This is a genomic window from Pseudomonas sp. OV546, from assembly GCF_900116845.1.
GTDB lineage: Bacteria > Pseudomonadota > Gammaproteobacteria > Pseudomonadales > Pseudomonadaceae > Aquipseudomonas > Aquipseudomonas petroselini.
In genome coordinates this window covers 103,164-127,558 of record NZ_FPCE01000003.1, presented here as the reverse complement: position 1 = coordinate 127,558, position 24,395 = coordinate 103,164, and the positions used below count along the sequence as shown (strand labels likewise).

Annotated in this window: 25 protein-coding genes; 9 read left to right on the top strand and 16 right to left on the bottom strand. The window is 61.2% G+C overall.

What is annotated here, in order from left to right:
* Nucleotides 1-54 precede the first annotated feature (54 nt).
* From BM403_RS08570 to fdhA, 3 genes are all read left to right on the top strand, one after another.
* Nucleotides 55-687 (top strand): sarcosine oxidase subunit gamma, encoded by a 633-nt coding sequence (locus BM403_RS08570; protein WP_015886241.1) that lies wholly within the window; start codon nucleotides 55-57, stop codon nucleotides 685-687.
* A gap of 10 nt (nucleotides 688-697) precedes the next feature.
* Nucleotides 698-1,555 (top strand): formyltetrahydrofolate deformylase, encoded by an 858-nt coding sequence (gene purU / locus BM403_RS08565; protein ID WP_016977808.1) that lies wholly within the window; start codon nucleotides 698-700, stop codon nucleotides 1,553-1,555.
* 200 nt (nucleotides 1,556-1,755) lie between these two features.
* The gene (fdhA, locus tag BM403_RS08560) at nucleotides 1,756-2,955 is read left to right on the top strand and encodes a formaldehyde dehydrogenase, glutathione-independent (RefSeq protein ID WP_093542469.1); all 1,200 of its coding nucleotides are present in this window, start codon (nucleotides 1,756-1,758) and stop codon (nucleotides 2,953-2,955) included.
* A gap of 126 nt (nucleotides 2,956-3,081) precedes the next feature.
* On the opposite strand, the gene BM403_RS08555 is transcribed toward fdhA, so the two are convergent.
* Entirely contained in the window at nucleotides 3,082-3,540 is a 459-nt protein-coding gene (locus BM403_RS08555) for an anti-sigma factor domain-containing protein (RefSeq protein WP_043206004.1), read from the bottom strand.
* Nucleotides 3,541-3,676: 136 nt separating this feature from the next.
* Between BM403_RS08555 and BM403_RS08550 the strand changes: the two genes are divergently transcribed.
* Entirely contained in the window at nucleotides 3,677-4,249 is a 573-nt protein-coding gene (locus BM403_RS08550) for a DUF2780 domain-containing protein (protein ID WP_015886237.1), read from the top strand.
* Here the strand turns inward: BM403_RS08550 and BM403_RS08545 are convergent.
* Nucleotides 4,246-5,133 (bottom strand): acyltransferase, encoded by an 888-nt coding sequence (locus tag BM403_RS08545; protein WP_015886236.1) that lies wholly within the window; start codon nucleotides 5,131-5,133, stop codon nucleotides 4,246-4,248. The two genes, BM403_RS08550 and BM403_RS08545, sit on opposite strands and share 4 nt — an antisense overlap.
* Before the next feature lie 173 nt (nucleotides 5,134-5,306).
* Here BM403_RS08545 and BM403_RS08540 point away from each other — a divergent pair, with 173 nt between their 5' ends.
* From BM403_RS08540 to creD, 4 genes are read left to right on the top strand one after another with little or no spacing between them, the layout of a single operon-like run.
* Nucleotides 5,307-5,807, top strand: coding sequence for a retropepsin-like aspartic peptidase RloA2 (locus BM403_RS08540; protein ID WP_046034983.1), 501 nt, complete (start codon nucleotides 5,307-5,309; stop codon nucleotides 5,805-5,807).
* A 9-nt stretch (nucleotides 5,808-5,816) separates the two neighbouring features.
* A complete protein-coding gene (creB, locus tag BM403_RS08535) occupies nucleotides 5,817-6,485 on the top strand; it encodes a two-component system response regulator CreB (RefSeq protein WP_015886234.1) in 669 nt (222 codons plus the stop codon).
* Nucleotides 6,485-7,924 carry a two-component system sensor histidine kinase CreC gene (gene creC / locus BM403_RS08530; RefSeq protein ID WP_046034985.1) on the top strand — a complete coding sequence of 480 codons (1,440 nt, stop codon included), beginning with the start codon at nucleotides 6,485-6,487 and terminating at the stop codon, nucleotides 7,922-7,924. The genes creB and creC overlap by 1 nt, the downstream gene beginning before the upstream one ends.
* A gap of 51 nt (nucleotides 7,925-7,975) precedes the next feature.
* Nucleotides 7,976-9,349, top strand: a complete 1,374-nt coding sequence (gene creD / locus BM403_RS08525; RefSeq protein WP_093542467.1) for a cell envelope integrity protein CreD — start codon at nucleotides 7,976-7,978, stop codon at nucleotides 9,347-9,349.
* A gap of 254 nt (nucleotides 9,350-9,603) precedes the next feature.
* Here creD and BM403_RS08520 read toward each other — a convergent pair whose 3' ends face one another.
* From BM403_RS08520 to BM403_RS08450, 14 genes are all read right to left on the bottom strand, one after another.
* On the bottom strand, nucleotides 9,604-10,233 hold the full coding sequence (locus tag BM403_RS08520) for a glutathione S-transferase (RefSeq protein ID WP_043206002.1): 630 nt from the start codon (nucleotides 10,231-10,233) through the stop codon (nucleotides 9,604-9,606).
* Nucleotides 10,234-10,347: 114 nt separating this feature from the next.
* Entirely contained in the window at nucleotides 10,348-10,965 is a 618-nt protein-coding gene (locus BM403_RS08515) for a helix-turn-helix transcriptional regulator (protein ID WP_046034986.1), read from the bottom strand.
* Between the two features lie 92 nt (nucleotides 10,966-11,057).
* Nucleotides 11,058-11,846: an amino acid ABC transporter ATP-binding protein gene (locus BM403_RS08510; RefSeq protein WP_015886229.1), complete on the bottom strand. Its 789-nt coding sequence runs from the start codon at nucleotides 11,844-11,846 to the stop codon at nucleotides 11,058-11,060.
* 39 nt (nucleotides 11,847-11,885) lie between these two features.
* Nucleotides 11,886-12,596 carry an ABC transporter permease gene (locus tag BM403_RS08505; protein ID WP_093542465.1) on the bottom strand — a complete coding sequence of 237 codons (711 nt, stop codon included), beginning with the start codon at nucleotides 12,594-12,596 and terminating at the stop codon, nucleotides 11,886-11,888.
* Nucleotides 12,593-13,312, bottom strand: coding sequence for an ABC transporter permease (locus BM403_RS08500; protein WP_093542463.1), 720 nt, complete (start codon nucleotides 13,310-13,312; stop codon nucleotides 12,593-12,595). The genes BM403_RS08505 and BM403_RS08500 overlap by 4 nt, the downstream gene beginning before the upstream one ends.
* A 109-nt stretch (nucleotides 13,313-13,421) precedes the next feature.
* Nucleotides 13,422-14,183: a transporter substrate-binding domain-containing protein gene (locus BM403_RS08495; RefSeq protein ID WP_093542461.1), complete on the bottom strand. Its 762-nt coding sequence runs from the start codon at nucleotides 14,181-14,183 to the stop codon at nucleotides 13,422-13,424.
* Between the two features lie 49 nt (nucleotides 14,184-14,232).
* Complete coding sequence (locus tag BM403_RS08490; protein ID WP_093542458.1) at nucleotides 14,233-15,222, bottom strand: NAD(P)-binding domain-containing protein; 990 nt, start codon at nucleotides 15,220-15,222, stop codon at nucleotides 14,233-14,235.
* A 133-nt stretch (nucleotides 15,223-15,355) separates the two neighbouring features.
* Nucleotides 15,356-15,532, bottom strand: coding sequence for a hypothetical protein (locus BM403_RS31855; RefSeq protein ID WP_093542456.1), 177 nt, complete (start codon nucleotides 15,530-15,532; stop codon nucleotides 15,356-15,358).
* On the bottom strand, nucleotides 15,529-16,632 hold the full coding sequence (locus BM403_RS08480) for a PepSY-associated TM helix domain-containing protein (protein ID WP_046034992.1): 1,104 nt from the start codon (nucleotides 16,630-16,632) through the stop codon (nucleotides 15,529-15,531). Before BM403_RS08480 ends, BM403_RS31855 begins: the two co-directional genes overlap by 4 nt.
* Before the next feature lie 63 nt (nucleotides 16,633-16,695).
* Entirely contained in the window at nucleotides 16,696-19,125 is a 2,430-nt protein-coding gene (locus tag BM403_RS08475) for a TonB-dependent siderophore receptor (RefSeq protein ID WP_046034993.1), read from the bottom strand.
* Nucleotides 19,126-19,281: 156 nt separating this feature from the next.
* Complete coding sequence (locus tag BM403_RS08470; protein WP_093542454.1) at nucleotides 19,282-20,250, bottom strand: FecR domain-containing protein; 969 nt, start codon at nucleotides 20,248-20,250, stop codon at nucleotides 19,282-19,284.
* Complete coding sequence (locus BM403_RS08465; protein WP_015886220.1) at nucleotides 20,247-20,765, bottom strand: RNA polymerase sigma factor; 519 nt, start codon at nucleotides 20,763-20,765, stop codon at nucleotides 20,247-20,249. The genes BM403_RS08470 and BM403_RS08465 overlap by 4 nt, the downstream gene beginning before the upstream one ends.
* 256 nt (nucleotides 20,766-21,021) lie before the next feature.
* Nucleotides 21,022-21,729 carry a 3'-5' exonuclease gene (locus BM403_RS08455; RefSeq protein ID WP_015886219.1) on the bottom strand — a complete coding sequence of 236 codons (708 nt, stop codon included), beginning with the start codon at nucleotides 21,727-21,729 and terminating at the stop codon, nucleotides 21,022-21,024.
* A complete protein-coding gene (locus tag BM403_RS08450) occupies nucleotides 21,726-23,660 on the bottom strand; it encodes a putative nucleotidyltransferase substrate binding domain-containing protein (RefSeq protein WP_015886218.1) in 1,935 nt (644 codons plus the stop codon). Before BM403_RS08450 ends, BM403_RS08455 begins: the two co-directional genes overlap by 4 nt.
* A gap of 246 nt (nucleotides 23,661-23,906) precedes the next feature.
* Between BM403_RS08450 and BM403_RS08445 the strand changes: the two genes are divergently transcribed.
* Entirely contained in the window at nucleotides 23,907-24,353 is a 447-nt protein-coding gene (locus tag BM403_RS08445) for a response regulator (protein WP_043205997.1), read from the top strand.
* Nucleotides 24,354-24,395: the final 42 nt, after the last annotated feature.

Below are 24,395 nucleotides of genomic sequence, written 5' to 3'. Positions count from 1 at the left end.
GCTTGCCCCCGATGAGGCCAGAACAGTCACCACAGAATTCAGGACAGGTGCTCTATGACAGCAGCCAACGTATACCAACAACGCCCCACCACCGGCGCCAAAGCAGAGTCGTCGCTGCACCATGCCGACCTCGCCAGCCTGATCGGCAAGGGCCGCAAAAACGCCGGCGTGACCGTGCGTGAAAAGAAACTCCTTGGCCACCTGACCCTTCGTGGCGATGGCCACGATGCAGCCTTCGCCGCCGGCGTACACAAAGCCCTCGGTATTGAGCTTCCAGGCGCCCTGCAGGTCATTCTCAAAGGCGAAACCAGCTTGCAATGGCTCGGCCCGGATGAGTGGCTGCTGGTCGTGCCAAGCGGTGAAGAATTCGCCGCCGAGCAAAACCTGCGTGCCGCCTTGGGCGACCTGCATATCCAGATCGTCAACGTCAGCGGCGGCCAGCAGATCCTTGAGCTCAGTGGCCCGAACGTGCGCGATGTGCTGATGAAGTCCACCAGCTACGACGTGCACCCCAACAACTTCCCGGTGGGCAAGGCGGTGGGCACGGTGTTCGCCAAGTCGCAACTGGTGATCCGCCACACGGCTGAAGACACCTGGGAGCTGGTGATCCGTCGCAGCTTCTCGGATTACTGGTGGTTGTGGCTGCAGGATGCCTCGGCTGAATTCGGCCTGAGCGTCCAAGCCTGAGGAATCACCCATGAGCCGCGCACCCGATACATGGATTTTGACCGCCGATTGCCCCAGCGTGCTCGGCACGGTGGACGCGGTCACCCGCTATCTGTTCGAGCAGGGTTGCTACGTTACCGAGCACCATTCGTTCGATGATCGGCTTTCCGGGCGATTTTTTATTCGCGTGGAATTCCGCCAGCCCGACGGTTTTGACGAGCAGGGTTTCCGCGATGGCCTGGCCACTCGTGGCGAAGCCTTTGGCATGATCTTCGAGCTGACGGCGCCGAACTACCGGCCAAAAGTGGTGATCATGGTCTCCAAGGCCGATCACTGCCTGAACGACCTGCTGTACCGCCAGCGCATCGGCCAACTGTCGATGGACGTGGTTGCGGTAGTGTCCAACCACCCCGATTTGAAACCTTTGGCCGACTGGCACCAGATTCCCTACTACCATTTCCCCCTCGACCCCAACGACAAACCGTCCCAGGAGCGTCAGGTGTGGCAAGTGGTGGAAGATACCGGCGCCGAATTGGTGATCCTTGCGCGCTACATGCAAGTGCTGTCGCCGGAGCTGTGCCGCAAGCTGGATGGCAAAGCGATCAACATTCACCACTCGTTGCTGCCGGGGTTCAAGGGCGCCAAACCGTATCACCAGGCGTACAACAAGGGGGTGAAGTTGGTGGGCGCCACGGCGCATTACATCAACAACGATCTGGATGAAGGGCCGATCATCGCCCAAGGTGTGGAGGTGGTGGATCACAGCCACTATCCCGAGGATTTGATTGCCAAGGGGCGGGATATCGAAGGGCTGACATTGGCCCGGGCGGTGGGGTATCACATTGAGCGGCGGGTGTTTTTGAACGCCAATCGGACGGTGGTGCTCTGACTGGCGCCAATCGGGGGCAAGCCCCCTCCCACAGTTGACCAAGTTCTGCCTTTGGAATGCGGTCGAATGTGGGGGGGGGCTTGCCCCCGATGAGGCCCTCACAAACAACGCAAGAAAACAGCATCTGTACCCGAGCACTTAAACGCGCTGCCCCCCAAATGGGCAACGCAGTTCCATAAAAACAACAGCGAGGTGAAAGCATGTCTGGTAATCGTGGTGTCGTGTATCTCGGCAACGGCAAGGTCGAAGTACAGAAAATCGACTATCCCAAAATGCAGGACCCCCGTGGCAGGAAGATTGAGCACGGCGTCATCCTGCGCGTGGTCTCCACCAACATCTGCGGCTCCGACCAACACATGGTGCGCGGCCGTACCACTGCCCAGACCGGCCTGGTGCTCGGTCATGAAATTACCGGTGAAGTGATCGAGAAGGGCAGCGATGTCGAAAACCTGAAGATCGGTGATCTGGTTTCGGTACCTTTCAACGTGGCGTGCGGCCGTTGCCGCTCGTGCAAAGAACAACACACCGGCGTGTGCCTCACCGTCAACCCGGCGCGTGCCGGTGGCGCCTACGGCTATGTCGACATGGGCGACTGGACCGGCGGCCAGGCCGAGTACGTGCTGGTGCCGTACGCCGACTTCAACCTGCTGAAACTGCCGGACCGTGACAAGGCCATGGAGAAAATCCGCGACCTGACCTGCCTCTCCGACATCCTCCCGACCGGTTACCACGGCGCCGTCACTGCCGGCGTTGGCCCTGGCAGCACCGTGTACATCGCCGGTGCCGGCCCTGTGGGCTTGGCCGCTGCGGCTTCCGCCCGCCTGTTGGGTGCTGCCGTGGTGATCATCGGCGACGTCAACCCTATCCGTCTGGCTCACGCCAAGGCCCAGGGCTTTGAAATTGCCGACCTGTCCCAAGACACGCCGCTGCACGAACAGATCGCCGCACTGCTCGGCGAGCCGGAAGTGGACTGCGCTGTTGACTGTGTGGGCTTTGAAGCACGCGGCCACGGCCATGACGGCGTCAAGGCAGAGGCACCGGCCACGGTGCTCAACTCCCTGATGGGCGTCGTGCGCGTGGCCGGCAAGATTGGCATCCCCGGCCTGTACGTCACCGAAGACCCAGGTGCTGTGGACGCCTCCGCGAAAATGGGCAGCCTGAGCATCCGTTTCGGCCTGGGCTGGGCCAAATCCCACAGCTTCCACACCGGGCAGACTCCGGTGATGAAGTACAACCGCCAGTTGATGCAGGCGATCATGTGGGACCGTATCAACATTGCCGAAATCGTCGGCGTGCAGGTGATCAGCCTGGACGACGCGCCGCGTGGGTATGGCGAGTTTGATGCGGGTGTACCGAAGAAGTTTGTGATTGATCCGCATAAACTCTTCAGCGCGGCATAACGCTCAGGCACACAGCAATCCAACTGTGGGAGCGGGCTTGCTCGCGAATGCGGTGGTTAAGTTAAAGCCTCTTTGACTGACCTACCGCTTTCGCGGGTAAGCCCGCTCCCACAGGTTTTTGTGGTCTCAGCGGTAGGCGAGGGCGCCTTGGTAGACGGTTGGCCCTGTCGGCTGCTTGCTCACTGACCCACCCTTGGTCTCCGAACTCACCATCAACTCCACCGGCTTGCGGATGCTTTTCTGCTGACGCGGGTTAAGTCCGATAATGCCTTTGCCATCTTCCGGCAGCAGCCCAAGCGACACCGGTGCGCTGCCTTCGGGCATGGCCCACAGTTCCAGGCTGCGATCCGGCTCAGCCGCTGCCGTGGCGATCGGTTCTACTTCGAGGTAGTCCTTGTGCGCCATGATCTGTGCCGCGGGTTGCTGGGCAGTGGTCACCAGGGTGGCGGCAGACTTGACGTTGTCTTGGGTGTAGAGCGCGCCGCCGAGCCCGGCGACGATGGCCACGCAGACGCCTATGAACACGCGTGGGCGGCTCCAGAATGGTTTTTTTTGTTCAATTACTTGGGGGCGGCTGGCGCTCATATGGCTGTTCCTGGCAAGTCTTGAAGTCATTTCATGGACTCTGGTAGGCCGATTGGGTTCCTCGGCCGACCCGGAACAATGTGCCGGATACCCAGTCAAACGCCTGCTTTCGCCCCTACACCCAGAGGTTGTTTCGATGAAGATTTCACGCGGTTTCGCCCTTTCCTGCCTGATGACCCTGGCGGCCGGCCCGGTGTTTGCGGCAGGGTTCAGCCTTGGCGACGCGGCCAATGCCATTTCCGGCATGCAGGGTGGCAACAACAAGGCGGCTGCTGCGGCACCGTCTTCCGAGACGGCTGGGCTGCTCAGCGCCCTGACCTCGCAACTGAACATCACTCCTGAACAAGCCGTAGGCGGTACAGGCGCCATGCTGGGCCTGGCCAAGAACAAACTGAGCGGCAACGACTATTCGCAACTGGGCAATAGTGTGCCGGGCCTTGACCAACTGTCGGGCAACAATGCGTTGGGTAGCCTCGGGGCGTTGAGCGGGATGCTCGGCCAGGCCGGCGGCAGCAAGACCAGCGGCCTGGACGGTTTGCTGGGTAACGTGAAGAACACCAACGACCTGAACACCGCGTTCAGCGCCCTGGGCATGGACAGTGGGATGGTCGGCCAGTTTGCCCCGGTGATCCTGCAATACCTGGGCGGGCAGGGTGCCAACAGCTCGTTGCTGGGCAAGCTGGCCCAGGCCTGGGGCACCGGCAGTTAAAGACGCTCCGCGCGCAGTTGCTCGATGCGCGCGTCTTTCTCCGTCCAGAGCTGGTTGACCCAGTGCTGGACGGTCTGGCGAAACGCCGGATCGTTTTCGTAATCCCCTTGCCACAATGCCGGATCCAACTCACGGGTCTGGATGTCAATGATCACCTTGGGCACCGCGCCGCTGATCAAGTCCCAGAACCCCGGAATCTTTTGCTGCGGATAGACCACGGTCACGTCCAGCACGGCGTCCAGCTGTTCTCCCAGCGCCGCCAGCACAAACGCCACGCCGCCCGCCTTGGGCTTGAGCAAGCGAGCAAACGGCGACGCCTGCTGCTTGCGCTTAGCCTCGCTGAACCGCGTGCCTTCCAGGTAATTGACCACCGTCACCGGCTGGCGCTTGAACAGCTCGCAAGCCTCCTGGGTGATCTTCAAGTCCTGCCCAGCGAGTTCCGGGTGCTTGGCCAGGAACGCCTTGGTGTAGCGCTTCATGAACGGGTAGTCCAACGCCCACCAGGCCAGGCCCAGGAAAGGCACCCAGATCAGCTCTTTTTTCAGGAAGAATTTGAAGAACGGCGTGCGCCGGTTCAGGGCCTGGATCAGCGCCGGGATGTCGACCCAGGATTGGTGGTTGCTGATCACCAGGTAGCTGGTGTCACCGCGCAAATCGCCGCCGCCGCGAATGTCCCATTGGGTGGGGATGCACAGCGCGAAAATCAGCTTGTCGATCTCTGCCCAGGTCTCGGCGATCCACATCACCGCCCACGACATGTAATCACGATAGCGGCCGGGGGCCACTAGCTTGAGCAGGGCAAACACCATCAGCGGGCCGATCAGGACCAGGGTGTTGAGCAAGAGCAGCAGTGAGACAAAACAGCCGGTGAGCAGGCGGCGCATAAGTAACTCTTGGAATCCTGTGGGCGGGTCATGATAAGCAGCTTGAGTCTAGAGGCCAAATCCCAATTCGCCGGACGAATGTTTCACAATGTGCCGGTTATGCTGGGGTGAGCTAACTAAGTGCTGCCTTTGCGGTCTAGAATCCGCCTACTTCTTTCCGAGGAAATCACTTCGTGAAACTGCTCCTTGCCTCCCTCGCCCTGGCTGCCCTGCCTGTCATGGCCGCCGAACCGACCCTTTACGGTCGCTACGAATACATCCAGTTGCCGGAGATCGGCGAAACCTTCAAGGCCAAGATGGACACCGGCGCGCTGACCGCCTCGCTGTCGGCCCGCGACATCGAGACCTTCACCCGTGATGGCGACGATTGGGTGCGCTTCCGCCTCGGCGGCAAGGAAGCGTCCAATAAAGTCTACGAACACAAAGTCTCGCGCATCAGCAAGATCAAGAGCCGCGCCGACGAAGACGACGACAAGGACGAGCCGACCGTGGCCAAACGTCCGGTGGTCGACCTCGAAATGTGCCTGGGCAACGTCAAGCGCACCGTCGAGGTCAACCTCACCGACCGCAGCAGCTTCAACTACCCGTTGCTGATCGGCGCCAAGGCCCTGCGTGAATTCGGCGCTGCGGTAAACCCGGCGCGTCGTTACACTGCGGACAAACCGGACTGCTGACGGACCACCATGCCGCATATCCTGATTGTCGAAGACGAAGCGGCGATAGCCGACACACTGATATTCGCCCTGCAAGGCGAGGGCTTCACCACCACCTGGCTGAGCCTCGGCCAGGAGGCGCTGGCCTATCAGCGCCAGACGCCGGCCGACCTGGTCATCCTCGACATCGGCCTGCCGGACATCACCGGGTTTGAAACGTGCAAGCAACTGCGCCGGTTCAGCGAAGTGCCGGTGATGTTCCTCAGTGCCCGGGATGGCGAGATCGACCGAGTGGTGGGGCTGGAGATCGGCGCCGACGATTATGTGGTCAAGCCGTTCAGCCCACGGGAAGTGACGGCGCGGGTCAGGGCGATCCTTAAGCGGATCGGCCCAAGTGCTGCGCCTGCGGTGTTCCAGGTTGATCTGGAGCGCATGCAGATCAGTTATCGCAGCCAGCCTTTGAGCCTCACACGCCATGAATTCCGCTTGCTGCAAAGCCTGCTGGAACAGCCCGAGCGCGTCTTCAGCCGCGAGCAACTTCTGGATGCGGTCGGTGTGGCGGCCGATGCGGGCTACGAACGCAATATCGACAGCCACATCAAAAGCCTGCGCAGCAAGTTGCGCAGCGTGGCCGCCGATGCCGAGCCGATACAGACCCATCGCGGCCTCGGCTACAGCTACAGCCCGAGCAACAGCTGATGCGCCTGGGGCTGCGGATTTTCCTGGTGTATGCCCTGTTTATCGGCCTGACCGGCTATTTTGTGCTCAGCACCGTGATGAAGGAAATCCGCCCCGGTGTGCGCCAATCCACCGAAGAAACCCTGGTGGACACTGCCAACCTGCTGGCCGAGATCCTGCGCGATGACGTGAAGAACGGCACCCTCGGCCAAAGCCACTGGCCGGAACTGCTCAAGGCCTATGGCAATCGCCAGCCGGGCGCGACCATCTGGGGGCTGCCGAAGAACCAGGTCAACCACCGTATCTACGTGACCGACGCCAAGGGCACCGTGCTGCTCGACTCCTCGGGTGAAGCGGTGGGGCAGGACTATTCCAAGTGGAACGACGTGTACCTGACCCTGCGCGGCGAATACGGCGCCCGTTCCACCCGCAGCGAACTGGATGACCCTACCTCGTCGGTGATGCACGTCGGTGCGCCGATTCGTGACAACGGCCAGATCATCGGCGTGGTCACCGTGGCCAAGCCCAATAGCTCGTTGCAGCCCTATGTCGACCGCACCGAGCGTCGCCTGCTGTGGTATGGCGCCGGCCTGGTGATTCTGGGCCTGCTGCTGGGTGCACTGTTGTCGTGGTGGCTGAGCGTTGCGCTACGTCGGTTGACGGCTTACGCCGAGGCGGTCAGCGAGGGCCGGCGCGCGGAGTTGCCGCATTACCGTGGCGGTGAGCTCAAGCAGCTCTCCACCGCCGTGGAACACATGCGCACGCAGTTGGAGGGCAAAGCCTACGTCGAACACTACGTACACACCCTGACCCACGAATTGAAGAGCCCATTGGCCGCGATACGCGGTGCGGCCGAGCTGTTGCAGGGCGATATGACCCGCGAACAACAGCAGCGCTTCGTCGGCAATATCGACAGCGAAAGCGCGCGCCTGCAGCAGTTGATCGAACGCTTGCTGAACCTGGCGCAGGTCGAGCAACGCCAGGGCCTGGAAGCGCAGGCCAGCATCCCGTTGGCGGCCATGGTCGATGAGGTGCTCAACGCCCAATGTGCGCGAATTGAAGGTGCTGGGCTGCAAGTCGAACAAGCGATTGCGGCGGATGTGAAGGTCTATGGCGAACCCTTCTTATTGCGTCAGGCACTGGGCAACTTGCTGGAGAACGCGCTGGACTTCACACCGCCCGGCGGCCTGTTGAGGTTCGGCGCACAGACGCGACACAACGACGTGCAGGTGAGCCTGTTCAACCAGGCCGCGCCGATTCCCGACTACGCCCTGCCACGCCTGAGCGAGCGCTTCTACTCACTGCCACGCCCGGCCAGCGGGCGCAAAAGCACCGGCCTGGGCCTCAACTTTGTCGAGGAAGTGATGAAGCTGCACGGCGGCGCGCTGCAGATCGGCAATGTCGAAGGCGGCGTGCAGGTGGTACTGCATCTCCACACAGTCTCCACATTGCCCACATAAATCCCCCACACAGGCTGCCCAGACTCTCCCCATCAAAACAGGGAGAGACCCATGAACCGCAGCCTGCTTTTCAAACTTGGCGCGATTGCGCTGCTGATCCTGCTGTTGCTGATTCCATTGCTGATGATCAACGGCATCATCAGTGACCGCCAGCAACTGCGCGATGGCGTCCTGATGGACATTGCCCGCAGCGCCAGCTACGCCCAGCGCCTCACCGGCCCGGTGATGGTGGTGCCGTATCGCAAGACCGTGCGCGAGTGGAAGCTCAATGAAAAACTCAACAAACGCTACGAAGTCACCCGTGAAGAGCGCGGTCGTCTGTATTTCCTGCCGGACCGTTTTGAGCTTGACGGTAAAGTGCAAACCGAGCTGCGCGCACGGGGCATCTACCAGTCGCGGCTGTTCCATGCCGACAACCGCATCAGCGGGCGTTTCGAGTTGCCTGCGCAGTTGGGCATCACTGAAGACTATGCCGATTACCGCTTTGACCCGGCGTTTCTGGCGGTGGGTATCAGCGATATTCGTGGCATCGAAAACGCGCTGAAGCTGGAACTGGGCAGCCAGCGCCTGGAGTTCGAACCGGGCTCCCAGGTGGATTGGCTGGGTGAGGGCGTGCACGTGGCGCTGCCGGAGCAGGACAGCAAAAAGCCCTATGTGGTGGACTTTGCCTTTGACCTGCGCCTGCAAGGCACCGAACAACTGCAAGTGGTGCCGGTGGGTAAGACCAGCCAGGTGTCACTCGCCTCGAACTGGCCGCACCCCAGCTTCATCGGCAACTTTCTCCCGGCACAACGCGAGGTAACCGACAACGGCTTTACCGCCAACTGGCAGACCTCATTCTTCTCCACCAACCTCGAACAAGCCCTGCAAACCTGCCTGGACAAGCAAGGCTGTGAGGACTTCAACAACCGCAGCTTCGGCGTGAACTTCATCGACCCGGTGGATCAGTACCTCAAGAGCGACCGCGCGATCAAATACGCGCTGCTGTTCATCGCATTGACGTTTGCCGGTTTCTTCCTGTTCGAAGTGCTCAAAAGCCTGGCGGTGCACCCGATCCAATACGCCTTGGTGGGTGTTGCGCTGGCGTTTTTCTATCTGCTGCTGTTGTCGTTGTCCGAGCACATAGGCTTCGCTCTGGCCTACCTGATCTCGGCGAGCGCCTGTGTGGTGTTGATTGGCTTCTACGTGTGCCACGTACTGCGCAGTGTGACCCATGGCCTGGGCTTTTCGGCCGGGCTGGCGGCGTTATATGGCTTGCTGTACGGGCTGCTGAGTGCCGAAGATTACGCGTTGCTGATGGGCTCGCTGCTGCTGTTCGGCCTGCTGGGCACGGTGATGGTGCTGACGCGCAAACTGGACTGGTATGGCGTGGGCAAGCGCAAGGTGACCGCCCCATTGGAGTTTGACCTGGAGGCAGTGCAATGATCGGATTGCGGGAGGATCAGCAGATGAAGGCGCAGTTGGTGGCCAGGATAAATCAGCTATTTCCTGATCTACGCGGACCCCGTGTAGTGAGCGGGCTTGCCCCGCGCTGGGCTGCGCAGCAGCCCCAAAACGAGCCGCTGAGGAGTGCCTGATACACCCTGGGCTGCTTGATTAGGGCTGCTGCGCAGCCCAGCGCGGGGCAAGCCCGCTCACTACAGAAAGGCTGTCGGCCCGGCGTGGGGGGAGTCTTGAGGTCACACGGGCGGTTGCGTCTCCAACATCGACGGCCGCTGGCTGACCTCGGCGTACCACGCGGCAAGCTGCGGGGTATCCGACCGCCATTGCATATCAGGGTGACGGAAATCGAGGTAACCCAAGGCGCAGGCCACGCTGATGGCGGCGATGTCGAAGTGGCTGGTCAGTTCGGCAATCGCATCAGCCTCTAACTCCGCCAGGGTGCGACGGATCTTGTTGCGCTGCTCGTCGAGCCACGGGGCCCAATGCTTCTCCACCGGGCGCAGGGCACTTTCGTAACGCACCAGCACGGCGGCATCCATGATGCCATCGGCCATCGAGGCCAGGGTCAGGCGGCGCCAGCGGGCCGAGCCGTCACGAGGGATCAGCGGGTTGCCGACGTGCTGGTGGTCGAAGTAATCGAGGATCACCCGGCTGTCGTGCAGCACCGTGCCGTCGGCCAGGCGCAGCGCTGGGATCTTGCCCACGGGGTTGTCTTGTACCAGCTGCGCATCCGGGTTGACCGGGGTCGGCATGCAGCCGTGAAGGGCGACGCGGTCCTGCTGGCCGGTTTCGATCAACAGCACGCGGACTTTGCGCACAAACGGCGAAGCGGGGTTGTGGAACAAGGTCATGCTGGGAGTGGACATGGGCATTCCTCGGAAAGAGCAGTGGGGTAACCGACGGCGTCCTCAGCCGCGCCGGGTTTATCGGCGGAGCACGCCAGGGCACCCAGTTTAATCAGTGCCCAATGAGGCCGGTGGTTAGTTTTTTTCTGGCGGGATTGCTCTCAAGTAGTTGTAAACCGTGGCCCGGGAAATATCGAAGTACTCGCCGAAATAATCGACGAAGTTGCGAATGTCCAGCAGGCCATTGGCTCTTGCTTGGGCCAGGGCGTACATGATCTCGGTGCGACCAAAGTCACTTCGCCGCACGCAGTGTTCGACGGATATGGCCTCGACGATGTCGTTGAGCTTTTCCCGCCAATCCGCGCTGAACAACGGCGCGGGTCGCGCTTGAGGTTGCAGGCCCACGGCGAAGCCGCTGAGTAGCTTTTGCACCTGGGATAACGCCGTCATATCGAAGTTCAGACACAGCAGGGCGACGATGTCGCCCTCTTCGGAGCGGGCCGCGATAGAGATTGAGCGCAGCGTGCGGTTATTGGGGCCGGCCTTTTCATACGGACCGATGACATCCAGACCCTGGTCCAGCTCCGGCAGATTGCAAATCAGCGAGGCATCCCCGACTTTGCGCTTGGAGAAACCATTCGCGATGTGCACGATCAATCCGCTGCGGATATCGTGAACCACCGCTTCCAGGTCGGGAAAAAGCAAGGCAGCGATGCCGTCTGCCGCTGCATTCATGAACGCGATATTGGCCATGGGGAAATAAAGCACTTGAATGTGAAGGGACTGATTGTACGGAGTCGACCCTGCCTTTGACAGGTTGTCCGGTCTTGGCGATACCTGCGCGCTCAGCGGTGGATCTGCGCCAGGAAGGCTTGAGCCCGGTCGCTCTTGGGCTCGGTAAAAAACTGCTCTGGGGGCAGGTCTTCCACAATGCGTCCCGCGTCGAGGAACAGCACCCGTTCGGCGACCTGGCGAGCGAAGCCCATTTCGTGGGTGACGCACAGCATGGTCATGCCGGTGTCGGCCAATTTGACGATGACGTCCAGCACTTCGTTGACCATTTCCGGGTCGAGTGCCGAGGTGGGTTCGTCGAACAGCATGATTTTCGGCTCCATGCACAGTGCCCTGGCGATCGCCACCCGCTGTTGCTGGCCGCCTGAAAGTTGGCTGGGGTACTTGTTCGCCTGGCTTTCGATGCCGACCTTGCTCAGATAATGCCGTGCGTGTTCTTCGGCGCGCCTGCGTGACAGGCCCCGTACCGATATCGGGGCCAGGGTGCAGTTTTGCAGGACCGTCATGTGGGGGAACAGGTTGAAGTTCTGGAACACCATGCCAATCTCGCGCAACGCTTTATGCCTGGCCGGCGAAGGTTTCCCGAGGTCGGTATCCAGCGCTCGGATGACCCCGCTCTCGGCAATTTCAAGGCGGCTGATGCAGCGAATCAAGGTCGACTTTCCCGAACCGGAAGGGCCGCACAGAACGATGCGCTCACCTTGGCTGACGTTAAGGTCGATGGCGTGAAGGACCTGGAAGTTGCCATACCATTTGTTCAATCCGCTGATTTGCACCACGGAGTTTCGCGTGGGCGGGGCGGAAAGGGAAAGACCGTCTGGTGCGGTGATGTACGAATTCATGACTAGCCCTCTGGACCGCAGTGTGGGGGGGAGAACGGATTACCCGATGTGCTTGCTCAGTGACCGTTCCAGTCGTTTGAGCGCGCGCCTGACGACTTCGACGATGACCAGGTACAGCACCGCCGCCCAGAGGTAGATCTGGAAATCGAAGGTGCGTGAGAAGGCCAGTTTGGTAACGCCCATCAGGTCATAAATAGTGACCAGCGAAGCGATGGAACTGGCCTTGATCATCAGGACCAGTTCGTTACCCAGCGGACCGATGGCGACCAGCAGCGATTGCGGCAGGATGACTTTTCTCAAGGTGGTCCAGCGAGACAGACCCAGGGTTTGCGAGGCTTCGCGCTGGCCCGGTGCGATGGCGGTCAGGGCACCGCGCATGATCTCGGCTTGATAGGCCGCCGTGTTCAGGGTGAAGGCCAGCAGGGTGCAGAGCCAGGCATCCCGGAAGAACCACCAGAGACCGACCTCTTGCCAGAAGCCTTTGAAAGACCCCAGGCCGTAATACAGCATGAACAGTTGGACCAGCAGCGGCGAACCGCGAAAGAAGTACACATAGACGCCAGTGAAGCCGCGCACCCAGCGATAGGTCGACAAGCGGCCCAAGGCAATCAGTAGACCCAGTAATGCCCCGAGGCTGAAAGAAATCGCCACCAGTTTGCCGGTTACCAGCAAGCCGTCGATAAAGCGTGGGGCGTAACGTTCAAGCAACGCCACGTTGAGCAGCGTGCTCCACAGATTCTCGATGTTCATGGCTTGGCACTCTGTTGGTGGCGGCTGAAACAGCGTTCGAGCACATGGAACACGCGGCCGGACAACGCCGAGAAAAACAGATAGCCCAAGCAGGCCACGGTGTAGAACAGCATGGGTTCTTTGGTCACGCTGACCGCCAGGCTGGTCTGGCGCATCAGGTCGACCAGGGAGATAGTCGAAACCAGCGAGGTGTCCTTGAGTAGTGACAACCAGTTGTTCGACAGGCCGGGCAAGGCGATGCGTGTCAGTTGTGGCAGGACCACCCTGCGAAAGGTCGTGCCTTTGGACAAGCCCAGCATGGCGGCCGCCTCCAGCTGACCCTTGGGCAGTGTCTTGAGGGCGCTTAACCAGATCTCGCTGGAAAACGCGGCAAACACCAGGCTGAAGGCAATCATGGCGGCGACGAAGGTGTTGATGGCTATCTCGCCCTGGTAACCCATGGCGGCGAATAGCTTTTGTGCGGCGATCTGGCAGCCGTAATAAATGATCAACAGGGTCAGTAGTTCGGGCAGTCCACGGAATACCGTGGAAAATGCCGTGGCTCCAGTCCGCAACCAGCGCCGTCTGGACCGCGCAGCCAACGCAACTGCCAGGCCCAGCGGTAAACCGAGCGGCACGCAGGCGAGGGCCAGGGCGATCGTGACCAACGCACCTGCGAGCAGCGCCGAGCCCCAGCCATCACTGGCAAAAGATAACAATGACAGTTGTTCGAGCATGCCAGAACCCTCTCGCGAAATTTGACCTGCACGGGCGCGCGGTGCTCAAGATCAGCACGGCGCCGCAGTGCCGGAGGAGCGTCCCGGGCCAGTGCCCGGGCCCCGAAGGTCAATAGATATCGAAGGCGAAGTAGCGGCTGGCGATCTTTTTGTAAGTGCCATCGGCGACGATTTCGTCCAGCGCCCGGTTCAGCCGCTCGCGCAACGTGACGTCTTCCTGGCGTACCGCAATGGCCGCATCGGTGTTGGTGCCGTCAATGTCCCCGAGGATCTTGCAGCAGTCTTTGCCGGCACCTTCTACCCATGCCAGCAGCGGGTATTTGTCGGCGATGACGCCGTCCAGGCGCCCGGCCGCCAGGTCGCTGGCGGCTTCGTCCTGGGAGGGGTAGAGCTTCACCGTAGCGCCGGCCGCGCCATAGCGTTCTTCGGCGTAGATGGCTTGTGTCGAATAAGACTGGGCGCCCACCGTCAGGCCTTTAAAGTCGGTCTGGGCATCGCGGATGCCTGAGTCGTTGGCCACGGCGACCGACAACGGTGTGCGGTAATAGCGGTTAGTGAAGGCGATTTTCTTTTTACGCTCTTCGGTGACATTCATCGAGGCCACGATGGCATCGTATTTTTTCGCCAGCAGCGCGGGAATCATGCCCTCCCAGTCCTGAGTGACAAAGGTGCAGGTGACCTTCATTCGCTCACACAGGGCGTTGGCAATGTCGATATCGAAGCCGTGCAGTGTGTTGGTGGAATCCACGTAATTGAACGGTGGATAAGCCCCTTCGCTGGCAATGCGCAGTGTTTCAGCGTGTGCCGCACCCGCGACGGTGCAGAGCAGCCAGAGGGTTGCTGTGGAAATCGTACTAAGCGGCTTTTTCATTTGAATACCTACCTTATTGTTATTGTTTATTCAGGTGTTGATTCGGTACCTAGGAGGGCGTGACGTTGTCCGCATCGCCAGGCGCCACGCCCCGGACCAACCCGACCGCCAGGGTGGCGATGGCAATGTCCTGGGCTGCGAGGCCGGTCAGGTCAGCGACGGTCACGTCGTCAGCGTTGATGCGCCCTTGGAGGCTGCCTGCCAACACGTGCCCCAGGGAGATGTCGGCAGTGTTGGTGACCAGCCCGGCGCGAAGGGCATGCCCCAGTTCACCGCGCTCGGCGCATTGGCGGTGGTCGTCGGTCATGATGACCTGGGCCATCGCCAGAATGTGCGGGTCAAGTTCCTGTTTGCCCTGGCTGTCCGCGCCCAGGGCGACGATGTGGGTGCCAGGTTTTACGGCGGACACCGGAACAATTGCCTGGGTTGACGGCGTGCAGGTGATGACGACATTGCAGTGCTCGAACACCTCCTCAACCGTGGCCAGCGCGTGAACCGACAAACCGTGATGCCCCAGTTTCTCTGCCAGCCGGGCGGCTTTGGCCGGGTCCCGCCCCCAGATAAACACCCGGTCGGTCCCGAGGAGGTGTGCGGCCCAGTGGGCCTGGTGTTCGGCCTGATGCCCGGTGCCGAGAATACCCAGCGCGGTGACCTGTGGCGGAGCGCCGGCCTTCGCCGCCAATGCCCCGGCGGCGGCTGTCCGCCAACTGGTCAACCAGCCTTCATCGTTGAGGATGGCGATGATCTTGCCGGTGTGTGAGCTGAAGACCAGCATCAACCCGTTATTGGTGTCCAACCCCTTGGACGGGTTCTCATAGAACCCCATGGCCAGTTTGACGACGAAGGTTTCCCCGCCCCGCAAATAGCCGAGCCTGATATGACAGTCCCCAGGAGGCTCCTGGAACAGCAGCTCGCCGGACTTGGCACTGATGACGTTGTGTTGGGCATGTTGCATACAGGCGTCGCGCACCACGCGCAGCATGTCGTCGCGCTTCAGCACAGTGCGCAGGTCGGCAAGGTCATAGATGGGAAGCGTCATTACGTATTGCCCCGCAAACTGTCGGCACAGGATGTGTGACCTGGGGCAGAGATTAAGCGTATTTAGATGCTTTGTATAAGTTGTTATTAATGTCTAATTATTGCTGGGAAGCGATCTATTGATTGCTCCCGACTCAACGGTGCAGCACCCCCCAGAGCGCAATGACTGCCGGAACCCCCAGCCCCAGCCAACTCAGCGAATCCCATAGCCCATCCCCCAATAACGCCGCGAACAACCCTGCCGCCGTAAGCAGGCTTATCCCCAGCGGGAAGGCAAACACCTTCCAGAAGTTCGACTGGCGCGGCTTCATGGCTTGCCCGCCTTGCGCCGGACAACCCACAGGTAGACGCCGCTGCCCAGCACGACAATGGTCAGCACATCCAGCACCGCCCAGAGGACCTTCATCGGCATGCCGCCGTAGTCACCGAAATGCAGCGGCTGGGACATGCCCATGGCGTCCATGTACCAGGGCCGTTCGGCAATGGCAGTGACGGCCAGGGTGCTGGCGTCGATCAGCACCGGTGTGAGCAGGTGCGAGGTCAGGTGGGTGCTGCCCTTCATGAACACGGCGTAATGGTGCTCACTGGAAAAGCGCGTGCCGGGGAAGGCGATGAAGTCCGGCTCCATGCCGGGCGCGGCTCTGGCGGCGATGTTCAGCAGCTCGGTGGCCGGTGCGCGCTGGGTCAGTGGCGGGGCGTTTTTATAGGGCTCGATCATTGCGCTGAGACTGTCCTGGCGCCAGGCGGCGATGATCAGGTCGGCGCAGGCGCTGATCACGCCGGTCACACCCACCACCAGCGCCCAGGTCAATGTAACCACGCCGATCAGGTTATGCAGGTCGAGCCAGCGCAGGCGGGTGGATTTGCCCTGGCGCACGGTGGCGAACTTCAAGCGACGCATGAACGGCAGGTAAAGCACCGTGCCCGAGATGATCGCCACGACAAACAGCACCCCCATGAACGCCAGCAACCACTTGCCCGGCAGACCGGCGAACATATCCACATGCAGGCGCAGCAGGAACAAGGTGAAGCCGCCGTTGGCCGCCGGGGTTTCCAGCGCGTCGCCGGTGCGGGCATCCAGCATGAAGGTGTGCGACGAGTTGGGCTCAGTGCCTGCGGTGGCCGCCATGATCGCGATCACGCCGTTCTTGTCATCTTCGTCCCAGGCCAGGTACTGCATGACTTCGCCGGGCCGATGCGCCTGCGCCTTGGCCACCAGCTGTTCCAGGTTGAGCTGCGGCGTGTCGGCAGGCATTTGCGCCAGTTCCGGCTCGTTGCCCAGCAGATGGTCGATCTCGTGGTGAAACACCAGCGGCAGGCCGGTGAGGGCGAGCAGCAGCAGGAATACCGTGCAGATCAGGCTGGTCCAGGTGTGGATGAAGGACCAGCGGCGGATGGTTTTGCTTTTCATTTTTTCAACCTTCAGACACACCAAAGCCGCCCACTGGGGCGGCCTGGTGGTTAACTCAGCCGATTACCACTGGTAGGTAGCGCTGGCGACGACGCTGCGTTGGTCGCCGAAGTAGCAGTAGTTACCATCACAGGTGGACAGGTAGTCCTTATTGAACAGGTTGGTGGCGTTCAACTTCACCGATGCACCTTTCAGGCTGTTGTCCAGGCGACTCAGGTCGTAGTGCACTGCACCGTCGAACACGGTGTAGGCATTGGCCTTGCCCAGCCAGGTGTTGGCCTGATCGCCGTAGGTATTACCGGTGTAGCGGGCACCGAAGCCGATACCGAAACCGTCGAGCGGGCCGGTGTGCCAGGTGTAGTCGGTCCACAGCGAGGCTTGCTGGTTGGGCATGAGTTGCAGGCGGTTGCCTTTGTATTGGCCTTTTTGCACTTCGGATTTGGCCAGCGTGTAGGCGGCGATCACCTTGAGGTTTTCGGTTACGTCAGACACCGCCTCCAGTTCCAGGCCCTTGACCTTCACTTCGCCGGTCTGGTCGGTGATGGAGACACCACCTGACTGGAAGCTGGTAACCAGCACATTTTTCTGGGTCAGGTCGTAAACCGCAGCGCTCAACAAGGTGTTGGAACCGGGCGGCTGGTACTTGACCCCCAGTTCCCATTGCTTGCCTTCGGTGGGTTTGTACGATTCGGTTGGCGAGACGCTGGCGTTGCTCGCTGGCTGGAAGGATTCGGCGTAGGACAGGTACGGCACGAAGCCCGAGTCGAACACATAGCTCAGCGCCGCGTTGCCGCTGAAATTCTTGCTGCGGTCAGTGTTGGTTGCGTCGCTTTGGTTGAAGTAGGTGGTGCCTTGGTGCACCCAGTCTTCACGACCGCCCAAGGTCAGGCGCCATTTGTCCAAGGCCATCTGGTCTTGTACGTATAGGCCGGTTTGTACGGTTTTCTGGTTGTAGTCGTAAAAAGGTCGGACAGTGGTCGGGCGCACCGTCGGCTGGGTGTTGATCGGGTTGAAAATGTTGGTATCCGACGCTGTACCGAAAATTGCGCGGTAGGACGTATCGGTGCGCTGGTGATCAAGGCCAAGCAGCAAGGTGTGGGTGATATCGCCGGTAGCAAAATCCGCCTGGAAGTTGTTGTCTACCGCGAACTGTCCGATGTTCTCGTCAACGTTGGTCGTCGAACGGCTGATATCGCCCGCTGCATTAGCGGGAGAGAAGGCATAGGAACCCACAGTCAACTGCTGGAACGACAATTCCGACTTGGTATAGCGCAGGTTTTGCTTGAACTGCCAGGTGTCATTGAAGCGGTGTTCGAAGGCGTAGCCCAGCGCGTAGTAGGTGCGGTCGTAGTACTCGTAGTCTGGATCGCCCAGGTTCTTGTGGTGGGAAACCTCGCCCAACGGTGATTTGATCTTGGTGCCCTGGATCGGCAGGAACTGGCTGGTGGTACCCGTATCGTCGCGGGTGAATTGCGAGAGCAGCGTCAGTTTGGTGTCGGTGTCAATGTTCCACGTCAGGCTCGGCGCAATGTTGTAGCGCTTGTTGTCGATATGGTCGACCTGGGTCCCTGCATCGCGCACTACGCCGCTGAGGCCATAAAGGAACTGGCCTTCATCGTCGATCTTGCCGGTACTTGCGAAGTTGATCTGGCGGTAGTTGTCGCTGCCGTACTGCACTTGGATGGCATGGCTGGATTCTTCGCTGGGGCGTCGGCTGACCATATCCAGCAGGCCGCCCGGAGGGGTCTGGCCGTAGACCGACGAAGCCGGGCCGCGCAGCAGGGCGAGGCGGTCGAGGTTCCAGGTTTCGGCTTTCGGGTTGGCATACACACCGCGCGGCAGTGGAAGGCCGTCGAGGAACTGGGTCGGCTCGAAGCCGCGCACACGCATCCAGTCATAACGGGTGTCGCTGCCGTAGCTGGCAGACACGATGCCGGGCATGTATTTGACCGCGTCATCCAGGTTCTGGACGTTGCGGTCCTGCATCTGCTCACGGGTGGCGACGGAAATCGAGCGCGGTGCCTCGACGAGCGCGGTGTCGGTCTTGGTGCCTGCGGCGGTGCGCTTGGCCAGGTAGCCGTCTACCGGACCCCAGGCGCTTTCATAACTGTCCTGGCCGGTGATATTGGTGGTGGGCAACGCCACGGCCCCCTCCGGCACAGCCACCAAGGTATAAGTCCCCGCACTGCTTTGCTCCAACTGCAAACCCGTCCCACGCAACGCCTCACGCAGTGCTCCCGGCGCATCGAACTGGCCCTGGACCGGCGCCGAGGTCTTGCCCGACGCCAGCGCCGGGCTGAGGGTCAGCGCGAGGCCGCCCTGGCTGGCGATCTGGTTCAGGGTGCTGGCCAGTGGCGCCGCCGGCAGGTTGTAGGCGCGCACGCTGGACGCCTGTTCGGCGGCGACCAGCGCGGTGCTGGCCAGCGGGGCGCTGAGGGCAATGGCCACGGCTAACAGGCTGGGGCGCAACAAGGTGTCTAGCGTGCGGGACATACGGCGGCTCCTGAATGGAAATATTTCTCAATTGCCTAGGTGCCGAACGAGAAGTGAAAAGTGATAGGGGGGGATGGGAATATTTTTTGTCTGGGGTATTTGAGGTGTTTGGCAGGGCCTCTTCGCGAGCAAGCGATAGCCAAGGCACCGCCAAACCTAAGGCTTACGGGTAACCGTCACCCACCACGGTGTGTGCTGCTCGATCTGCACCGGCAGCGTCGGTAGCAGCGCGTTGAGCGCCAAGGTGGTGTCGTGCAGCGGGAAGCTGCCGGTGATGCGCAGGTCGGCAACGTTTTTATCCACGCCCAGGTAACCGGTGCGGTAGCGGCTCAGCTCCTCGACCACATCGCCCAGGCGAGCGTTGTCCACAACCAGCATGCCGCGTGTCCAGGCGTCGGTGGCCGGGGTGACGGCAAGCGTAGGGCCGAGACCGTCGCTGCGCATCAGCACTTGCTGGCCTTCCTTGAAAATCTGTTCCCGGTGCAGGGCTTCGGGCTGAGCGGCCACCGCCGACTGCAGCACGCTCAAGCGCGTGGCGTCGTCTTCGCGCTTGACGATAAACCGCGTGCCCAGTGCCCGCAGGCTGCCGTCGCGAGTTTGCACATAGAACGGGCGTGCGTCGTGGTGGCCGGTCTCGACCAGGATTTCGCCTTCCTGCAACACGATCAGTCGGCGTTTTTCATCAAAACGCACGTCGATAGCGCTGTGGGTATTGAGGTTGATCAGCGTACCGTCCGCCAGTTTCAGCGTGCGCTGCTCGCCGGTGGCGGTACGTTGGTCAGCCAGCCAATAGTGGATCGGCACATAACGCTCACCGGCAAACAACGCCAGGCCAATTACCACGGCGATACTCGCCAGACCACTGCCCAACTTGCGCACACGTTGGCGAATGCCCTCACGCGATTGCAACAACGCCGCCCGCGCCGGGCCCGAGGCCGCACTGAAACGCTGGTCGAGCATGCCCAACTGCCGCCAGGCGCGGGCGTGCTCTTCATCGCTGGCCAGCCATTTGTCGAATTCTTCGCGCTCCACCACGCTGCCGTCGCCCGAATCGAGGGACAGTTGCCAGGCAATCGCCGCATCCAGCACACGGGACGAGACCGGCTTGGAACTGATCACGGTCACTGCGGCTCGCCATACAGCGCGATGTAGCACTGGCGAATGCCCTGAGCCAGGTATTGGCGCACGCGCGGTACTGACACGCCGAGGCGTTGGGCGATGTCTGCGTGGCCCATGCCGTCGAGGCGGTTGTAGAGAAAGGCTGCGCGGGCCTTGCTCGACAATTTGCCGAGCAGGCGGTCGATGGCCTTGAGGTCTTCGAGGATCAGTTGCTGGGCTTCCGGCGAAGGGTGTTCGCTTTCCGGGATCAGCATCAGTTCGGTGAGGTAGGCCTGTTCCAGGGCGGCGCGACGGAAATAATCGAACAGCAGGCCCTTGGCGATCGCGATCAGAAACGCGCGGGGCTCGCGGGGTTCGCGTAACTCGTCACGGCCCAGCAGGCGCATGAAGGTGTCCTGGCTCAGGTCCTCGGCGCGGCTAGGACAGGCCACATTGCGTCGCAGCCACGCCAACAGCCAGCCACGATGGTCGCGATACAACGCGCCAACAAGCTCACTGTGTGGGTTCTGGATTGACGACAAGGCAGCACCTGGCAAACGCGATGTTTAAACTAACGAGAATTATTCGCGATTGTGTCAGAGCCGTGGGGTGGGCGCAATTGGCGTCTGTCGGTTTGAAGGGGGACGCTTTTGGGGTGAGTGGGCTTGCCCCGCGCTGGGCTGCGTAGCGGCTCCAAAACTTGATTTCACGGTTTGCCGGGCAGAACGCGGTGTTTTTATTGGGGTGGCTGCGCCACCCAGCGCGGGGCAAGCCCGCTCACTACGAGGATCAGCGGTGTTAGAAAGAGGGTGCGTGTTGGCGCCGTTTCCATTGGCTCAAACGCTCTTGCAACGCCTGAGGCGTGTCGATGTGTTGCGCACGCGCGCGGCTGAACAGGATGAGCATCAGCTCGGCCGTGGCCAGGGCATCGGCGCTGGCGTGATGGCGTTCGCCCACGTGCAGGTTGAAGTGGTTGATCCAGTCGTCCAGCCCCGCTTCGCGGATATGGGCTTGCGGGCATAGCAGCGGGGCGATGTCGGCCACATCCAGAAACGGATGGGCCAGGCGGTAACCCAAGCTGTCCTTGAGCGCCCGGCACAGCATGTGTTGATCGAACGGCGCATGGAAGGCCAGCAACGGGCTGTCGCCGACGAACGCCATGAAGTCCAGCAGGGCTTCAACCGGGTCGCTGCCGGCGGCGATCGCACTGGGGCCGAGGCCGTGGATTAATACGCTGGGGCTGAGTTTTGTCTCGGCGCGTTGCAGTGTGCGTTCGAACAGCTGGGAGAAGTCCACCGCGCCGTCCTCGATCACCACCGCGCCGATGGACAGCACTTGGTCACGGTTGAGGTTCAGGCCGCTGGTTTCCAGGTCCAGCACGACCCAGCGTTGGCTGCGCAATGAGCCGTCGCCCAATGCTGCGGGCTTGGGCAATTGCTCCAGTCGTCGTTGTTGCGCCGCGTCGAGCCCTGGTTTTTTCTTACGCAGCCAGCCGAACAAACTCACAGCTGATACCGCAATGTCAGGCTGCTTTGAAGGCGCTGAGCCTGGCGCAGGGATTCGCGCAGGATGCGCCGATCCAGGTGGTTGAGGCTCTCCGGGTCGACACGGTTGGAGTAGGGCTGGTTCTCACGAGTCTGCAACTGATGCTGTTGCATGCGGGTTTGCTGAATAAAGTGGTAAGCCTCTTCATAGGCCGCGCCGTCCAGGGGCTCGATCACTGCCTTGACCACCAGCTGGCGCAGGCGTTCCAGGGTGTTGTTGGCGTGGATACCGTTAGCCAGGGCCAGCAAGCGCGCGCCGTCGACAAAGGGCGTGAGGCCCTGCACCTTGAGGTCGAGGGTGGCTTTCTCGCCGCCTTTACGGGTCAGTACAAATTCGCGGAAACGTCCGACGGGCGGCCGCTGGCGCAACGCGTTCTCGGCCAGCATGCGTTGGAACAATCGGTTATCCGCGACCTGATCCAGGATGCCTTGGCGCAGTTGCTCGCAGCCACGTTCATCGCCCCACACCACGCGCAGGTCGAAATAGATGCTGGAGCCCAACAGATTCTCCGGCGTCGCCTCTCGGATAAACGCCGCGAAACGCCGCGCCCATTCGGCCCGCGACAAACACAGCTCGGGGTTGCCGGCCATGATGTTGCCCTTGCACAGGCTGAACCCGCACAGCGCCAGGCTCTGGTTGATCTGCTGCGCGAGCGGCAGCAAACGCCCACGAATCTCGGCCGCTTCGGCGGCGTCCCTGGCGTCAAACAGGATGCCGTTGTCCTGGTCGGTGTACAGCGTCTGTTCACGACGGCCTTCGCTGCCAAAACACAACCAACTGAATGGAACGCCGGGGTCGCCTTTTTCGGCGAGCGTCAGCTCAATCACCCGGCACACGGTGTGATCGTTGAGCAGCGTAATGATGTGGGTGATCTGGGTGGACGATGCGCCATGGGCCAGCATGCGCTCCACCAACTGGCCGATCTCACCGCGAATCGCCACCAAATTATCCACACGCGGCGCGTTGCGGATAGTACGGGCCAGGTGCACCAGGTCCACGCGTTGCAGGGAAAACAGGTCGCGCTCGGACACCACGCCGCACAGGCGCTGGTCCTTGACCAGGCACACATGGGCGATATGCCGTTCGGTCATGGCGATCGCGGCGTCGAAGGCGCTGTGGTCCGGGGTCAAGAAGAAGGGCGCCTGGGTCATGTGGCCGTCGATGGCCTGGCTGAAGTCGCTGGCGCCATCGGCCACCACCTGGCGCAGGTCACGTAAGGTGAAAATTCCCAGGGGGGCTTTGTGCTCATCGACGATCACGATGCTGCCCACCTGCTGCTCATGCATCAGCGTCACCGCGTCGCGCAGGGGTGTGCTTGGGCTGCACGTGACCGGATGGCGCATGGCCAATTCGCCGAGGCGGGTGTTCAAGGAGTATTGAGTGCCGAGGGTTTCCACGGCTTTTTGCTGAACCTGCTGATTGACCTGGTCCAACAGGCTGCTGACGCCACGCAGGGCAAAGTCGCGAAACGGGCTGGACAGCGCGAACAGCTTGATAAACGCCGGTTTGTTCAGCTGCAGGCAGAAGGTGTCTTCGGCGGCCTTGTGCTCGGTGCGGGTCGCCCGCTCACCCAGGAGTGCGGCCAGCGGGAAGCATTCGCCGGTGGTGATTTCGAAGGTGGTTTCAGCGGTTTCTTGATTGGCCACGGGCCGCTCACCGACGACCCGGCCCTGCTTGACGATGTAAAAGTGTTCAACCGGCCCGCCCGACGGTTTGAGGATGCTCTCACCGGGGCCATAGAAGCGTAACTGGCACTGTTCCACCAAAAATGCCAGGTGGGCGTTTTCCATCTGGTTGAAGGGCGGGAAGCGTTGCAGGAACTGCAGGGTGCCGTGAATGTTCTGCAACACAGCAGTTTTCCCCGCTTGGGCGAAAGCATCAGCTTTACTCATAACAGTGACCGCAATTTTTTTGTCGTTATCGTCCTTCATGGTCGACCCCTGCGCGGCGGGTGCCCATTGGACGTAAGTCTAGGTCGCTGGAAATGCCGCAAAACTAGGGAAAAACCTTACATGACTATCGTCCAAACCCCGTAGAACACCCACTAGGCAAACTTTCCGACGAAGTGCACATTGATCGCCCTCCCGCAGATGTCTGACGAGTGTGCTGGGAGATTGATGAGAATTGCTGAGAACCGTATGTCCGATCACGATATTTTGAGCGATGCCGAGCGCGAGGCGCTGAGCGCCGTGATGCTGGAGCCTGATTTACCGCCACAACGCGTATTGATTGTTGACGACGACAAGGATGCGCGTGAACTGCTGGCGGAGATCCTGGGGCTGGACGGTATTCGCTGCATGACCGCTGAGAATGGTGAGGCGGCGTGGGATTTGTTGAAGTCCAGCAGCTCTATCGGTTTGCTGATCACCGACCTGCGCATGGCGCCCAGCAATGGCTTGGAACTGATCCGCCAGGTGCGTGAATCCCCGCGTGCGGCGTTGCCGATCATCATCATGTCGGGGGACGCGGAAGCGCCGGATGTGATCGATGCGATGCATTTGAGCGTGGTGGACTTTCTGCTCAAGCCGATTGATAGCGCGAAGTTGGCGAAGATGGTCAAGCGAGAGTTGGGGATGGCGTCCTGATTCTGCGGTGTATATAGCGGCCTCATCGGGGGCAAGCCCCCT

Coding starts and splice junctions, on each gene's coding strand:
- BM403_RS08545 (WP_015886236.1), bottom strand. CDS start 5,133: ATGCGCCGCCTGCTCACCGGCTGTTTTGTCTCACTGCTGCTCTTGCTC.
- BM403_RS08445 (WP_043205997.1), top strand. CDS start 23,907: ATGTCCGATCACGATATTTTGAGCGATGCCGAGCGCGAGGCGCTGAGC.
- BM403_RS08505 (WP_093542465.1), bottom strand. CDS start 12,596: ATGAACATCGAGAATCTGTGGAGCACGCTGCTCAACGTGGCGTTGCTT.
- BM403_RS08550 (WP_015886237.1), top strand. CDS start 3,677: ATGAAGATTTCACGCGGTTTCGCCCTTTCCTGCCTGATGACCCTGGCG.
- BM403_RS08570 (WP_015886241.1), top strand. CDS start 55: ATGACAGCAGCCAACGTATACCAACAACGCCCCACCACCGGCGCCAAA.
- BM403_RS08510 (WP_015886229.1), bottom strand. CDS start 11,846: ATGAATTCGTACATCACCGCACCAGACGGTCTTTCCCTTTCCGCCCCG.
- BM403_RS08450 (WP_015886218.1), bottom strand. CDS start 23,660: ATGAGTAAAGCTGATGCTTTCGCCCAAGCGGGGAAAACTGCTGTGTTG.
- BM403_RS08480 (WP_046034992.1), bottom strand. CDS start 16,632: ATGAAAAGCAAAACCATCCGCCGCTGGTCCTTCATCCACACCTGGACC.
- BM403_RS08515 (WP_046034986.1), bottom strand. CDS start 10,965: ATGGCCAATATCGCGTTCATGAATGCAGCGGCAGACGGCATCGCTGCC.
- BM403_RS08490 (WP_093542458.1), bottom strand. CDS start 15,222: ATGACGCTTCCCATCTATGACCTTGCCGACCTGCGCACTGTGCTGAAG.
- BM403_RS08555 (WP_043206004.1), bottom strand. CDS start 3,540: ATGAGCGCCAGCCGCCCCCAAGTAATTGAACAAAAAAAACCATTCTGG.
- creC (WP_046034985.1), top strand. CDS start 6,485: ATGCGCCTGGGGCTGCGGATTTTCCTGGTGTATGCCCTGTTTATCGGC.
- BM403_RS08495 (WP_093542461.1), bottom strand. CDS start 14,183: ATGAAAAAGCCGCTTAGTACGATTTCCACAGCAACCCTCTGGCTGCTC.
- purU (WP_016977808.1), top strand. CDS start 698: ATGAGCCGCGCACCCGATACATGGATTTTGACCGCCGATTGCCCCAGC.
- creD (WP_093542467.1), top strand. CDS start 7,976: ATGAACCGCAGCCTGCTTTTCAAACTTGGCGCGATTGCGCTGCTGATC.
- BM403_RS08500 (WP_093542463.1), bottom strand. CDS start 13,312: ATGCTCGAACAACTGTCATTGTTATCTTTTGCCAGTGATGGCTGGGGC.
- fdhA (WP_093542469.1), top strand. CDS start 1,756: ATGTCTGGTAATCGTGGTGTCGTGTATCTCGGCAACGGCAAGGTCGAA.
- creB (WP_015886234.1), top strand. CDS start 5,817: ATGCCGCATATCCTGATTGTCGAAGACGAAGCGGCGATAGCCGACACA.
- BM403_RS08475 (WP_046034993.1), bottom strand. CDS start 19,125: ATGTCCCGCACGCTAGACACCTTGTTGCGCCCCAGCCTGTTAGCCGTG.
- BM403_RS08520 (WP_043206002.1), bottom strand. CDS start 10,233: ATGTCCACTCCCAGCATGACCTTGTTCCACAACCCCGCTTCGCCGTTT.
- BM403_RS31855 (WP_093542456.1), bottom strand. CDS start 15,532: ATGAAGCCGCGCCAGTCGAACTTCTGGAAGGTGTTTGCCTTCCCGCTG.